This is a genomic window from Paenibacillus bouchesdurhonensis, assembly GCF_900155685.1.
Classification (GTDB): Bacteria; Bacillota; Bacilli; order Paenibacillales; family Paenibacillaceae; genus Fontibacillus; species Fontibacillus bouchesdurhonensis.
Window position 1 is genome coordinate 1,331,918 of the sequence record NZ_LT732548.1, and the last position, 14,692, is coordinate 1,346,609.

The 14,692-nt window shown below is 52.3% G+C and carries 9 protein-coding genes; all 9 read left to right on the forward strand.

Annotated elements, in window-relative coordinates:
• Positions 1–232: 232 nt before the first annotated feature.
• Positions 233–1,165: an ABC transporter permease gene (locus CZ379_RS10560; protein WP_110934316.1), complete on the forward strand. Its 933-nt coding sequence runs from the start codon at positions 233–235 to the stop codon at positions 1,163–1,165.
• A gap of 32 nt (positions 1,166–1,197) precedes the next feature.
• Complete coding sequence (locus CZ379_RS10565; RefSeq protein ID WP_199925566.1) at positions 1,198–2,079, forward strand: carbohydrate ABC transporter permease; 882 nt, start codon at positions 1,198–1,200, stop codon at positions 2,077–2,079.
• A 91-nt stretch (positions 2,080–2,170) separates the two neighbouring features.
• Positions 2,171–3,769, forward strand: a complete 1,599-nt coding sequence (locus CZ379_RS10570) for an extracellular solute-binding protein (protein WP_110931594.1) — start codon at positions 2,171–2,173, stop codon at positions 3,767–3,769.
• 203 nt (positions 3,770–3,972) lie between these two features.
• Positions 3,973–6,318: a helix-turn-helix domain-containing protein gene (locus tag CZ379_RS10575; protein WP_110931595.1), complete on the forward strand. Its 2,346-nt coding sequence runs from the start codon at positions 3,973–3,975 to the stop codon at positions 6,316–6,318.
• A 223-nt stretch (positions 6,319–6,541) separates the two neighbouring features.
• A complete protein-coding gene (locus CZ379_RS10580) occupies positions 6,542–9,181 on the forward strand; it encodes an exo-rhamnogalacturonan lyase family protein (RefSeq protein WP_110931596.1) in 2,640 nt (879 codons plus the stop codon).
• Between the two features lie 140 nt (positions 9,182–9,321).
• The gene (locus tag CZ379_RS10585) at positions 9,322–9,993 is read left to right on the forward strand and encodes a DUF1961 family protein (RefSeq protein WP_110931597.1); all 672 of its coding nucleotides are present in this window, start codon (positions 9,322–9,324) and stop codon (positions 9,991–9,993) included.
• A complete protein-coding gene (locus tag CZ379_RS10590) occupies positions 9,993–10,802 on the forward strand; it encodes a polysaccharide deacetylase family protein (protein ID WP_110931598.1) in 810 nt (269 codons plus the stop codon). Before CZ379_RS10585 ends, CZ379_RS10590 begins: the two co-directional genes overlap by 1 nt.
• Before the next feature lie 255 nt (positions 10,803–11,057).
• On the forward strand, positions 11,058–12,272 hold the full coding sequence (locus tag CZ379_RS10595; protein WP_234405033.1) for a hypothetical protein: 1,215 nt from the start codon (positions 11,058–11,060) through the stop codon (positions 12,270–12,272).
• Positions 12,247–14,610: a glycoside hydrolase family 88/105 protein gene (locus CZ379_RS10600; protein ID WP_110931599.1), complete on the forward strand. Its 2,364-nt coding sequence runs from the start codon at positions 12,247–12,249 to the stop codon at positions 14,608–14,610. The genes CZ379_RS10595 and CZ379_RS10600 overlap by 26 nt, the downstream gene beginning before the upstream one ends.
• The last annotated feature ends 82 nt before the right edge of the window (positions 14,611–14,692 follow it).

A 14,692-nucleotide genomic window follows, 5' to 3' on the forward strand; every position in this document is an offset into this window, starting at 1 on the left:
CACCACCAGTCTGTCTTAGCCGTCATCTCCCGGCAATAGCAATGTTTTGCGGCATTTGCACTTTTTTGAATGAGGGGCGCTGCATCGATGTTTTCAAAGCCTTCAAGAAAGTCTAATTGCTGGAAAATAAGGGCTGCCCCATAATGAGGCTAAATCGAATTACAAGCTGCAAACTTCACGACTCAATTTGGAGGTGAACGGGGTGAAACCATCGGCTGCGCCGGATATTCTTATGACGAAACAAGCCTTAAGTGGCAACCGACAGACCCGCTGGAAGCGCCTGAAGCGCGATAAGTGGCTGTATATTCTGCTGCTGCCGGGCTTGCTGTATTTTCTAATTTTTAAATATGTGCCCATGTGGGGAATATTGCTCGCATTTAAAAACTACCAGCCTTTTATCGGATTTTGGAAAAGCGAGTGGGTAGGCGTCGAGCATTTCAAGGTCTTTTTCCAGAATCCTGATTTCTTTATGCTGTTGCGCAACACGCTGGTGCTGTCCCTGTACAATTTGATCTTCTTCTTTCCGGCACCGATTATACTAGCTTTGCTTCTCAATGAAATACGCCGGGCCTTGTTCAAAAGAACGGTTCAAACGCTGATCTATGTACCTCACTTTATATCCATGGTCATTGTGGCGAGCCTGACGTATGTGTTTTTGACGACCGAAGGCGGAATGATCAATGAATTCCTGTATGCGTTTACAGGTAGAAAAATCGACTTTCTAGCCAGTCCGGACTGGTTCCGTCCGCTCATTATTCTGCAGACGATCTGGAAGGAATGCGGCTGGGGGACGATCATTTTTCTGGCAGCACTGGCGGGCGTAGACGTAGAGCAATATGAGGCAGCTATCGTTGATGGAGCCAGCCGCTGGAGGCAGCTGTGGCATATTACCCTGCCTTCAATTCGCAGCACGATCGTAATTCTGCTGATTTTACGGATGGGAACGATTTTGGATAACGGGTTCGAGCAAATTTATTTGATGATGAATGCCTTGAATCGCGAGGTTGCCGAGGTGTTTGATACGTATGTGTATGCGCTCGGGATCACGCAAGGGGCATTTAGCTATAGTACGGCTGTTGGATTGTTCAAATCGGTCATCGGTGTAATACTGGTGCTTGGCTCCAACTGGCTGGCTAAGAAATCCGGTGAATCCGGCCTTTATTGACCATGTCTTGACCTAAGAAAGGAGAAGATGCTGTGGGCAAGCAATACAGAAGCATGGGCGAGAAGATATTCGACATGTTCAACTATGTGTTCCTCGCAATGTTCGGATTAATGGCCATTCTGCCTTTTATATTTGTCATCTCGGGTTCATTCGCGACAGACGCGGAAATTACCAAACGAGCCGTATTTCTAATCCCGAAGACGTTCTCTTTGGATGCTTATAAATTCATATTTTCCACCGATACCATTATGCGCAGCATCGGCGTTTCGATTTATGTGACCGTTATCGGCACCATCGTCAATCTATTCTTTACGGTGACGATGGCTTACCCGATGGCCCGGCGCAACCTGATGGGGCGCAACATGATTTTGAACCTCGTTATTTTCACGATGCTGTTCGGCGGGGGCATGATTCCGACGTATCTTGTCATACGCGAGCTGCATCTGCTCGACACCTTGAACTCACTTATTCTACCCGGCGCTATCAGCGCATTTAATTTGATCATTGTTAAAAACTTCTTCCAGGAGCTGCCGCCGGGGCTGGAGGAAGCGGCTAAAATCGACGGCTGTAACGAGCTCAGTCTGCTCTGGAAGATCGTGCTTCCGCTTTCGAAGCCGGTGCTAGCCACATTTACGCTGTTTTACGCCGTCGGACATTGGAATAATTTCTTCTCGGCCTTGCTCTACATCAATGATCCCAGCAAATGGCCGCTCCAGGTCATGCTGCGGCAAATCGTAATGCTCTCGCAGTCGGCGGGGGATATGAGCTCTATGGATCCGACCTTCGTGCAGCCACCAGAGCAATCCATCAAGATGGCAGTCATCGTGGTTGGCACGATTCCGATCCTGTGCGTCTACCCGTTTCTGCAGGGGCATTTTGCCAAAGGGGTGCTCTTAGGCTCGATCAAGGGTTAAATTCGTCCGATTCCTTTAGGGCTTTGGAGTCTGATGATTTTACCATATAGAATATGGAAAGCTTACGAACTTTAAGGGAGGTTATAAGTGGATGAACAGGCAAACAAGTATGGGAAGTATGAAGCGCTGGTTATCTTTATGGTTAATTGTTGCCATCATGGTGGTTATCGCTGGCTGTGGCAGTAATTCCAGTGAACCAACTGCCAATTCGGCTTCCGCAGGCAAAAGCAACGGCAATGAGGGGGGAGAGCAGGCGGAGCAATCCCCACTTGACCTGACGATTATGCTGCCGATTTTCAAGACGAATTATCCGAAGGACGATGGGCCGGTCGTAGAGGAAATAGAGAAAAGAACGAACAGCAACATTCATCTTGAATGGGTGCCGAATGCCTCTTATGCAGATAAGTTTAATATCACACTAGCATCCGGCAAGCTGCCAAGCATCATTTACGTCGGGGACGTGAAGGCGCCAAGCTTTGTCAGTGCGGCTAAATCCGGCGCGTTCTGGGAGGTCGGGCCTTATTTGCAGCATTTTCCGAATCTGAGCGGCGCCAATCCCGTCATTATGGAGAACTCCGCCATAGAAGGGAAAAACTACGGGATTTACCGCGGTCGGGTACTTGGCCGAAATGGGGTTGCCTTTCGCAAGGATTGGTTGGACAATGTTGGGCTGGAAACGCCGCAGACGGTGGATGATTTCTACAATATGCTCAAGGCGTTCAAAGAGCAGGATCCCGATCGAAATGGGCAGAACGATACGTATGGAATGGTACTTGTAAAATGGACGGGACAGTGGGCTAGCGGTTTCGACACGATCAAGCTGTGGTTCGGCGCGCCGAATAAGTGGGGGGTGGCCGATGGGAAGCTGGTGCCGGAGCATGAATATCCAGAATATGTGGAAGCGCTTAAATTCATGAAGAAATTATACGATGAAAAGCTGATCAACTCCGATTTTGCCGTTATGGACAGCGCGAAATGGGTAGACCCGATTGTCAACAATAAAGCCGGAGTTATCGTGGACGTGGTTGACGTCGGGGCACGAATCGACGATAAAATACACGCCGCTCTGGCGAAGGACGGCAAAGATGAGCCGGATCGTCATTATATCGACGTCATCGGCGGGGTAACTGGAACCGATGGCAAGCTGCGGACATTACCGACATCCGGTTTTTCAGGAATATTGGCTATTCCTAAATCCTCTGTGAAGACCGAGGAGGAGCTGATGCGGGTGCTCGGCTTCCTGGATCAGTTGAATGAACCGGATATGCAGACGCTGCTCGGTTTCGGCCAGGAGGGTGTACATTACAATGCAGTCGGCGAGTTCATCGAGCCGATCAAAGATACCGTGAAGCTGGAGTCCGAGGTGGAGGGCTTGAACCAAATGCTTGGCTTTATTCCGGAGGATCGTTCGAAGAAGGTCAATCAGACACCGCTGCGCATCAAGCAGACTGAAGTACAGAAGGCCAACGAGGAATTCATTGTAACCAATCCTGCCGAAGCGTTTATTTCCACCGTTTATTCACAAAAGGGCCAGCAGCTTGATAACGTCATCAACGATGCGCGCATCAAGTTTATTGTGGGACAAATTGATGAAGCAGGCCTAAAGTCGGCTTTCGACGTATGGAAAAAAACCGGTGGGGATGATCTGGTCGCAGAAATGAATGACCTATACAGCCAAGTGAAACGCTAGAGACAATCCCGAGAGAAGCATCGGCATAGGCAGCATTCATTCGAGCGTTAGCTGCCGCGTAAGATCTTAAAAATAGATTTTACGCGGGCAGCTTCTTTGCTTACAAAGCGCTAAGACAATTGCCCCATTTTCTGTAAGCGGGCTTGTAATTTGGTATGAATGCGTTTACATTTTGTATATACCTTGATTCGGTTGGTGAGGAAATGAAGACGGGGATTTTAGCAAAATGGTGGTCGCGTGCAGTAGGGGGCTTTGGCTGCAAGGGGAAATATTATCGCAACAATTTAATTATGATGCTCGTAGTGTCTGCGATTCCTGGCATTATAACCGGAGGGATCGTCTATTGGATGGTCGGCGGGCGTCTGGAGAGCGAACTGCTGCAGATGCATCACCAGCAAATCGAGCAGCGGGCCAGGAATATCGATGAGCAGCTGTCCAATTTGGAGCTAATGCTGTCGCATTGGGCGTTCGATCCCCAATTCGACTATAGCTTGAACGGACTGGATTTCAAACGGGACTTCGAACGGTCGCGGGATATTACGAAGACGCTGGTCGTCATGCAGGGCTCGAATACGATGGTGAAGCAGGTCGAGCTTTATTTGGCAGGGCAGGAATCGGAGCCGCTATTGTTTAATCCTGAATATGGCGAAATTCATTCTTCGGCGGTGTCAGTGCTGTATGACAAGCTGATCGGAACGAAACGAAGCACCTATTGGACGGATTGGGCTTTTGATCCAACCATGCCGGAGGTGAGGGAGCTCACGCTGGTGCATCATATTCCGGGCGGCAGCCAGCAGCCCTTTGGGGCATTGCTCATTCGGATGGATACTCAGAAGGTGGCAAATATGCTTAAGACAATGACTCCTTATAATAGGGGAGAGACCTTTCTTGTGCAGAACACGGGAGATTTATTTGCCTCTGCCGGCGGCAGCAGCTCGAACTCGCCCTTCGTCTCTGAGCTGCGTGCGAAGATTAGGGAACGGGAACCAAGCCAGAGATCCTCCTTTTTCTTCGAGTGGGATGGAGCGACTTACACGGTTACATATGGGGAATTCTCGCGGATTTCCACGGAGTGGACGTATGTATCCGCTTCGCCGATTACAAGCATTACTTCACCGGTCATGCTTATTTCCAAGCTCATCCTCATCATCAGCTTTAGTGCATTGCTGTTAGCGGCATTGTTATCCTGGCTCGCTTCCAGGAGGATGTATTCCCCAATTAAGCGGTTGTTCAAGACACTGCTGCCGGAGGAATTCAAGACGGAGGGCCAGGAGGACGAGTTTACGCTCATTGAACGGCAATGGCGGAACCTGCACTGGGAGAGCCATGATCTGCAGCGCAAGCTGGCGGAGCAGCTTCCTCATGTGAAGGAGAGCTTCCTAAACCAGCTCCTGCAAGGGCATTTATACGCTTATTCCGAACAAGATCTGCGACGCAGAATGGAGCGATTTAGGTGGGAGGTCGAGAATAAGCATTTTATCGTCATTTATGTCCAACTGATGGGAATCACGAGCCTTGAGGGGAAATTTAGAAGCGGGGATGAGGGGCTCGTATCCTATGCGGCCGTGAACATTATCGGCGAGCTGGCTATGCAGCGCTTCAGTCAATCCGACACGATTCATTTTCACGACTTGACGGCGGGCATTTTGCTTGTGGTGCCGGATGATGCTTCTGCGGATGCCGAAATGCGCAGCTTTAGCGAAGAGTTGACAAGAACGATTAACGTCATCTTGAAAATGCGGGTGACGCTAGCCTTCAGCGCCCCAGTATCCAGCATCTCCGATATACCGCTCACTTTTGAAGAGGTCAAACAAGCGGCTAGTTACCGCCCTTTCAGCAATGACAACCAGATCATTGATATGGAGCGGCTGGATCAGGACGGAACGGACGAGGCAGAGCCTACGTATTCGTTTACCTTGGAACGTGAGCTGATCCAAGCTATGCGCACTGGTCAGGAGGAGGATGCCTACCGCTTGCTGGAGGATTTCCTGGACGCGCTGAGGGCTAAAGGGGCAAAGGCCATCGACGTACAGCAGGGGATGCTGCATTTGCTCGGCCATGTCCAGCATGCGATTATGCAGTCAGGAATCGATCCAAAGCGGCTGTTTATGGGGATGAATCTGTATGAGGCGCTTTCACAAATTCGCGAGCCGGAGCTCATGCTGATTTGGTTCAAAGAGAAGATCATAGCGCCTTATCTTAAGGAGCTCTCTCAACGCTCCAACGCCGAAGTGAGGATCATGATTGAGCATGCGATGATTTATTTGCAGCAGAACTATATGAAGGATGTTTCGTTGGATAGCTGTGCGGATGAAATCGGCACGAGTTCTTTTTTTCTCAGCAAATCGTTTAAGCAGGTAACGGGGGATAACTTCATCGATTATTTAACGGAGCTGCGCATGGGTAAAGCGAAGGAACTGCTGCGCGAAACAAAATTGCGAATTAGCGAGATTGCCGAGCAGGTAGGATATCAGCATAGCTATTTCAATCGAATTTTTAAGAAGCTGGAAGGGATGACGCCGACGCATTATCGTGAGCTCAGCCAGTAGCGTCTTTATGCATCATAATCTATAGAAAGGGTCAGTCCCCATGGGATTGATTCTTTTTTTGGACTTTATTGAAAACTAAAGCTTGCAATAAAGTCCAAACCGGTCGAAAATATGCAAATTAGTCTGCTCGGCCGCCGTTCCCGCGGATCAAGAAAGTCTCATTGCCGGCAAATATCTCCCTGCCTACAATGGGGGTACATGGAGAAGAAGGAGATGGTAACCTGTGGCTTTACAAACATCGGTAGGGTTACGGTGGTTGAAGCCATCCTCCATCCCTGTCGGCGTAACTTGGGGAATTCCCTGGGCTAAAGGCGCGTTGCAACGGGGAGAGCTATCTGAGCTTTTTCTGAAGCACGGGGATGAAGGATGGGCGGTGCAAGTGAATCCCGACATTGCCAGTAAACTGCCGCTGCAAAGCTGGGCAACAGCCTACTGGCCGGATGGGAGCGTGAAGTGGACGGCGCATGCAGCTGTTGCTGCTTCGGGGGAAGCGGGGCCCGAAGCAGGTGCTCGCGTCAACATCGAAGAGACGGAGGATGCTTTCATAATCGATACGGGTGTGATTGTTTGTACGGTGAATAAGCAGGGGCGGGGATTGATTCGCAGCATCATTCAGACGCCATCGGATGCCATTGTATGCAGCGGAGGGGAACTCGTATGCATCCGCGAAGAGGCAAGCGAGGTCTCCGGCGTACGAACCTTGAAGGAAGAGAAGTTTACTGGCAGCACGCTGCGGGCTGAAGTGGAGCAGCACGGGCTGGTTCGCGCCGTGGTTCGATTGGACGGGAGGCATCATTCCGAGGCGGCGGGAGGAAGGCAGTGGCTGCCGTATACCATCCGCCTGTATTTTTACGCTGGATTATCGTCGATTCGCATGGTGCATACCTTTTTTTACGATGGCAATCCACATCAGGATTTTGTTAAGGGGCTGGGCATTTCCTTTGCGGTGCCTCTGCGGGGGGCATTGTACAATCGGCATGTCAGGTTTGTCGGAGAGGGCGGCGTATTCAGCGAATCGCCGAAGCCCCTTCATACCCGCCGCACAAAGGGACGATATCAGAGGCTGTACACCACTCAGATTGAAGGCGGGACGGTTGAATTTGATCCGGAGCAGGATGCATACTTTCTTGGTCTGTTGGATGATTCAGCAGCCTGGGACAGCTATAGACTCGTGCAAGGCAGCTCCGAGCATTATCGAGTTTCAAAGCGTACGGCGAATGGCTGCAGTTGGGTAAAGGCAACGGAGGGGAAGAGGGCCGGGGGGCTCGGTTATGTTGGCGGCAAGCGGGGTGGGCTTGCTGCCGGGCTTAAGGACTTCTGGCAGAAGTCTCCCTCGGGCATGGAAATTCATGCAGCGACCGAGAATGAAGCCAGGCTCGTCGTATGGCTTTGGTCTCCCGATGCGGAGGCCATGGATCTCAGGCATTACGACACGAAGACCCATGTGGAGTCGGCTTATGAGGGAGCCGAGGAGCTGCGTGCTACGCCCTATGGGATCGCGAACACGAGCGAGCTCATGATCTGGGGCACGGGGGGGACGCCGGATTTCGCTCAGCTTAGGTGCATGGCGGAGGAGACTGCTGCTCCTGCTCGGCTTGTTTGCGACCCGGCCTATTATCATGAAGCGGGCGCATTCGGCATTTGGAGCTTGCCCGACCGAAGCACGCCAGCGAAAGCTTATTTGGAGGAGCGGCTGGATGGCATTATTGCTTTTTACCAGGCCGAGGTGGAGCAACGGAAGTGGTACGGCTTCTGGGACTACGGCGATTTCATGCATAGCTATGATCCCGTCAGGCATGTATGGAATTTTGACCTGGGCGGCTGTGCTTGGCAGAATACAGAGCTTGCCCCGAATATGTGGCTCTGGCTGATGTTCCTTCGTTCTGGACGGGCCGATGTGTTCCGTATGGCCGAGGCGATGACCCGGCATACGAGCGAGGTCGATGTCTATCACTTCGGTGAATACGCGGGACTCGGGTCGCGGCATAACGTGATGCATTGGGGCTGCGGCTGCAAGGAGGCGCGGATTGCGATGGCTGGTCTGCACCGCTATTACTACTACTTGACTGCTGATGAGCGAATCGGAGACATTCTGGACGAGGTGAAGGATGCCGATTATTCCACAGTCGCGCTGGATCCGATGCGGGCTTATTTTCCAAAGGATGAGCATCCCACACATATCCGGGTCGGCCCGGATTGGGCGGCGTTCAGCTCTAACTGGATGACCCGCTGGGAGCGCTTCGAGGATACGGTATATCGGGACAAAATTGTTACGGGTCTGAATTGTATCAAGGCCGCAAATTTTCGGCTCATCTCAGGCCCCACCTATGGCTACGATCCGAAAACGGGAGTTCTCACGAGCATGGGCGATGACAATTGGGGGCGTCATTTAGCGATATGCATGGGCGGACCGCAAGTCTGGTTCGAGCTGGCAGGCATGCTTGAAGACCCTGAATGGGAGGATATGCTGGCCGAGTTCGGGGTGTTCTACAATTTGCCGGATGAGGAGAAGCTGGCTCTGACGGATGGGGCAATCGGCCGCAATAAGCTGAGATTCGAGCATCCGGTGCTTAGTGCGGCGATTGCGGCATACGGCGCATCTTATCGCCAGGATGCCGCGGCAGCGGCGCAGTGCTGGGCGATTCTGCTCGGCAACAGCTTTGCGCGTATTAATCTGCAGAAGGCTGCTGTACCTGTTACTTATATGGACGAACTGCTGGAGGTGGATTGGATGAACACCAATGAGGCGTCGCAGTGGTCTATCAACACAATTATAAGCTTGGAGCTAATCGCCGATGAGTTGCCTCCGCGGATACCGGGGCAAGAGCAGGAACAGAAAGAAGGGGGAGGGAAGCAGGAATAAGAGCAGGTGTAGAATTAGGAATAGAAACAGAGGCAGAAGCAATGCTGCAGCAGTAGAAGCGCAACAGAAGCAGCAGTAGAAGCATAAACAGTGATGAGGAAAAAGGCAGTAAAGCTGTAGTGGCGGAGGAGGTGGCTTTAGTGAATAACAACAGAAGCGGCTTGATCCCCCAGGAGTGGGAGCTGCTGTATTCCAATCCGCTGCAATCGGCAGAGGATGTGGCGGAATTTCGGATGGAGAGCGCCCGCAGCGCTGCCGAGGGGCAGAAGGCTAATCTGGTATTTTGGTGTCCGGAAGAGCTGCCAGCGGATGTTGCGATTTCCTGGCGCTTTCGACCGATTCGGGAGCCTGGGCTGGCTATATTGTTTTTTAGCGCGAAGGGAGCGGATGGGAAGGATTTATTCGACCCGTCGTTGCCGCGACGCACGGGCGAATACGAGCAGTATCATCATGGGATGATGAATGCTTTTCATATATCGTATTTTCGCCGAATGTGGTCGGAGGAACGGCAGTTTCATACTTGTAATTTACGAAAGAGCTATGGCTTTCATAGGGTTGCCCAAGGGGCGGATCCGCTTCCGGGAGTTCCTGATGCCGCTGACTTTTATCACATGCTTATTCTGAAAAAGGGTTCATCGATTACGTTTGCCATCAATGACTTGCAAGTGCTTTCCTGGGAGGATGACGGCGCAGCATATGGGCCGCTCCTGGCCGGGGGGAAGCTGGGCTTCCGGCAGATGGCGCCGCTGATCGCAGAGTATGCGGAGCTCAGCGTATATGGGGCTCAGCCAGAAGGAGGAGACAATAGGTAATGGCATTGCCGAATATTTATTTTTGCTATCCACAAGGAAAGCACAAGGCACTCACGCTCAGTTATGACGATGGGCGAAGAGCGGATGAGAGGCTTGTCGGGATTATTAATCGCTACGGTGTGCGCGGAGCTTTTCATATTAACTCAGGGCTGCTAGGAGGAGAGGATCGCCTCACGGCGGCGGAGGCTGTTGCGCTGTATGAGGGCCATGAGGTGTCCGCACATACCGTCCGGCATCCGACCTTGGCGCGCTGCCCCATGGAACTTGTCGTAGAAGAAGTGCTCGAAGACCGCAAGAACCTGGAGCGACTGTTCAACGTACCTGTGCGGGGAATGTCTTATCCCAACGGCTCTTATAATGAGCGGATCAAAGAGCTGCTGCCGCATCTCGGGATCGAGTACGCGCGGACGGTGCAATCGACGCATGGCGGGTTCGGTTTGCCAGAGGATTGGCTGGAATGGCGGGCCACCTGCCATCATAACGACCGTCTGCTGGAGCATGCGAAGACTTTTGTAGGACTGCATAAGCGGCAGTACCTCTATTTAATGTATGTTTGGGGTCATAGCTATGAGTTCGATCAGGACGACAATTGGGAGTTGATGGAGCAGTTCTGTGAAATGGTTGGCGGGCGAGATGATATTTGGTATGCGACGAACATTGAAATCGTGGACTATATGAAAGCTTGCACATGGCTTAAGGTCGCTGCGACTCGGGAATTTGTACATAATCCGGGGGCGCTGCCGATTTGGCTGGATGTGGATGGAAGAATCGTTGAGGTTCCCGGCGGAAGCCGGGTAGATTTGATCTGACGATTAATTTGATCTGATTGATTTAGGATGTTCAAAGCGAAGGAATAAGAATGCGGAAGGGAACGAGAAGGGGAGAGGGATATGAAGCATTCAGCTATCACCGTAGGGAAGCGTTATGAAGGAAGCGGTATGGACATGGGAACTGGAAAAAGCCAGCGTAATGAGCCCATTCAACATGATAAGCAAAATCAGCACGACCAGCAGACCTTTCAACTAGCGAGCATTGATATAAGCGCCTCCGGCCCGAGATGCAAAATGCTGCTCGGAGACCTGAACGGGAATGGGCGCGCGGAACTGCTGCTCGTCCAGCCGGATAACCGTCAGGATGTGCGCTACATCCCTCACCAGGTTCAGTGCCTGACGGCTTATGATTTAAATGGCAGCATGCTGTGGCAGCAAGGCAAGCCCAGTAAAGAAGCGGGAAGCCAGGGCTCGGACTATCCGGCGCAAATTTATGACATCGACGGCGATGGCCGTCTAGAAGTGCTGTGCGTCATGAATGATCGGTTTCATATTATAGACGGTGCTACTGGAGAGATTAAAGAGGTGCATGACTTGCCGTCCCCGCATGCGCACGACTGCATCATCATCGCGAACCTATCCGGCGGCGAGCATGCTTCGGATATTATTCTCAAGGATCGCTACCATACCTTGTGGGCGCTGAACCGGAATTTTGAGCTGCTCTGGACGCATGAGGGGAATGTGGGGCATTTTCCATGGGCCAGCGACTTGAACGGCGATGGCTACGACGAGGTGATGGCCGGTTACGATCTGCTCGATCATCAGGGCAAGGTGCTCTGGAGCTGTCGCGATCTTGAAGACCATGCCGATTGCATTTGGGTCGGAGATGTGGACGGCGACGGCATACCAGAGCTGGTCATCGGCGGAAGTGTTACTGTCATGTATGACAGAGACGGGCATGAGCGATGGAGATATGAGGGCTCGATCGAGTCCCAGCATATCGCGCTGGGCAGATTCCGGCCTGATTTGCCAGGGCTTCAGATCGCCGGACTGGATCGGATGGTTCGCGAGGATGACGGAAAAGGATTAAAGGGGAAAGATGCGTTGTTCTTAGTCGATAACGAAGGCAATGAGCTGTGGAAGGAGGAGCGGAAGACGAGCGGCTGGTTGACCATTGCTGAAACATTAAGCAACTGGCGTGCAGGAGCGCCGGATTACATTCTTGCCTATCGACGTGGAGGAGGCGTGCATCCGGCTCTATATGACGGTTTCCAGAACGTCGTAGCCGAGTTTCCTCACGAGGGCTATGCAGTCCATGGCGACCTGCTGGGACTTGGAACCGAGCAGGTTGTCATCTATGACGACAAACTGGCGGTGATCTACGCCGGCGAAAGTGCGGACTTATCAGCGCCGCCGTCCGGAGTACGACTGCCCCATCCGAAGCGCTTGTACAATTCTACTTTATATCCGGGGGGAGAAGTGAATGCAGCGTTATTTTCCGGCTCATGATTCAATAGCGAGACAAGCTGCAGGGCAAACGAAGCGGGTGCTCGCTGCCGTAGCCAGCCGCCATATCGGCGCGCATCCTCCAGAACCGCTGGTGTACCGGGTTCATTCCCGCCGAGGCTTCCGCCGATTGGAGGATTGCCGTTACGACATGAACTTGAGGCAGCGATGGCCGGAGCTGTCTGCCGGACAGTTTGTCTATGTATGGGGCATGCTGTGGACGGAACGGGATGGCGAGACGCCATTTGCGATCAGCTGCTACAGCCCGGTTAAAATTTACATCAACGGAAGGCTGGCCTTCCAATCGAATTTGAACGATGACGTGTTCCCGGATCGGCGAGCGTTCTTTCGCGAAAAAACAAGGAAAGGCCGCAACGATATCGTCTTGGAATTTGTTGCGGCCGATACGGGCTGTGGAGGGATTTTCGGTACGGGCAGTGTCAAAGGAGCGCCTCTGCATTTCCTGAATCCCACTAGCGCAGGGCGAGGATGTGAAGGCTGGGTTTACAGCGAGCCGCAGCAGACGCGCTGGCGCACATTGCCAGGTTGGAGAGACTGCGGGCTGGGGGAGAGCAAGCGCAATTTGCATGGACTAGAGCCGGATTTTCGCCCTGAGCAGGGACAGCAGACGCATTGCGATCCCTTTGAGGCCCTTCTGCTCGATCGCGACGGTGTCCCCACTCATAGCCGCTTAAATGAATGCGGTGAATATACCGTATGGCACCCGCAGGAGCAATGGTTGTCCGAGGAGCTTGGGAACGGCTGCTTCCGCCGCCTGTTCGGCAATAAGCCGGCAGCAAAGGCGTTCGCCTGGTGCAAGCTGGAGCTGCGCGGGGCATTGCGGGCTGATCTGCGGCTTGAAGGCCGATACTCGGGAGAGATTGCCGTTTATGTCAGTGGCAAGCTTGTGTTCCACGGCATGGAGGAGAGGCGGTGTTTGGCATCGGAAGACGATGTTCAAACCCATGGGCGGATCGATATTTCGCTGCAGAGCATCGGATTCGGGAGGCATGATGTTGTTGTAGAGTCCACTTGCCGTGGAGAAGATTGGGGCTTTGAATTTAACGAGCCTTATATTACATCTGCAGCTTCGCCAGGAGCCGTCCTTCGGTTTGTGCAACCTCATCCTATTGAAGGGCTGACCGATAACTGGCTCTATGTTGGCGCGTTTTCAGCGGAAAGTGCGCCCCAGGCTGCGGAGATTCCAGTCATGGATCGGTTATTTGGGCAAGGGCAAGAAGCGACCTATTGGCAGGTGGATCGACCTGAATGCTGGGTCAGGCCTTATTTGGAAAGTTCGCTCTACGGCAGGTGGAATTATCCTCTGGGAGTGACGCTCTATGGACTGCTGAGAACGGGAGTGGCGCTGTCTGCACCGCACTATACAGAATATGCAGCAGAGCATATTGAGCAATGCAGCAAGTGGCATGATTATGCGCAGTGGGATCGTGAACGTTACGGGGCGCCGGGATTAAATCATCAGCTGAGCTTGATTGATTCCCTGGACGATTGCGGCTCCTTTGGCGCCGCAATGCTGACGGCGAATAAGCTGCGGCCTTTATTGGGCGTGGAGGCTGCGGCTGCCCATATCGCCCATTACATTGCTGTTGTACAGGATCGTCTGCCGGATGGAGCGTTCTATCGGACTCACGGCACGGTCGATTTTATGAAGGATACGATGTGGTGTGATGATTTGTATATGAGCACCCCGTTTCTATGTAGGTATTACGAGCTTACAGGAGAAGAGCGTTATCTGGACGATGCAGCCTCCCAATTTTTGCGCTATAAAGAGCGCCTATTTATCCCTGAGCTTGGGATTATGCATCATGTGTTCGATGATAAATTCGGCAAACCGAACGGCGTGCCATGGGGACGGGGGAACGGCTGGGTCATTTTCTCGCTGACCGAGCTGCTAACGATCATGCCGCTTGAGCATAAGCTTCGGCCGAAGCTGCTGGAATTTTATCGCGAGCTTAGCGAGGGCTACCGCAAGCTGCAAAGTGCAAACGGGATGTGGCATCAGGTGCTGACAGACGGCGAATCATATGCCGAGGCTTCCTGTACGGCGATGTTCATCTACGCTTTTGCTCATGGGGTTCGGTACGGCTGGCTGGAAGAGCCGGACTTATTTTTGGAGGCGTCTGTAAAAGGCTGGGAAGGACTAACCGAAACATGCATCGATAAGCAGGGCAACGTATATGGCGTTTGCCGAGGTTCGGGGTATTCATTCAATAAATTGTACTATAAGGAAGAGCTCGATTGGCAGCTGAATGATACGCATGGGATCGGTATTGTGCTGCTGGCAGGAATAGAAATTGCTCAATTGGAGGCTGGCCTATAGAATAATGATAATTGCTTGCAAATATGGTACCATATTTAATGGCTATTTATTTACGCATGCTCAAGCCTTTAGGTGGAGGGAT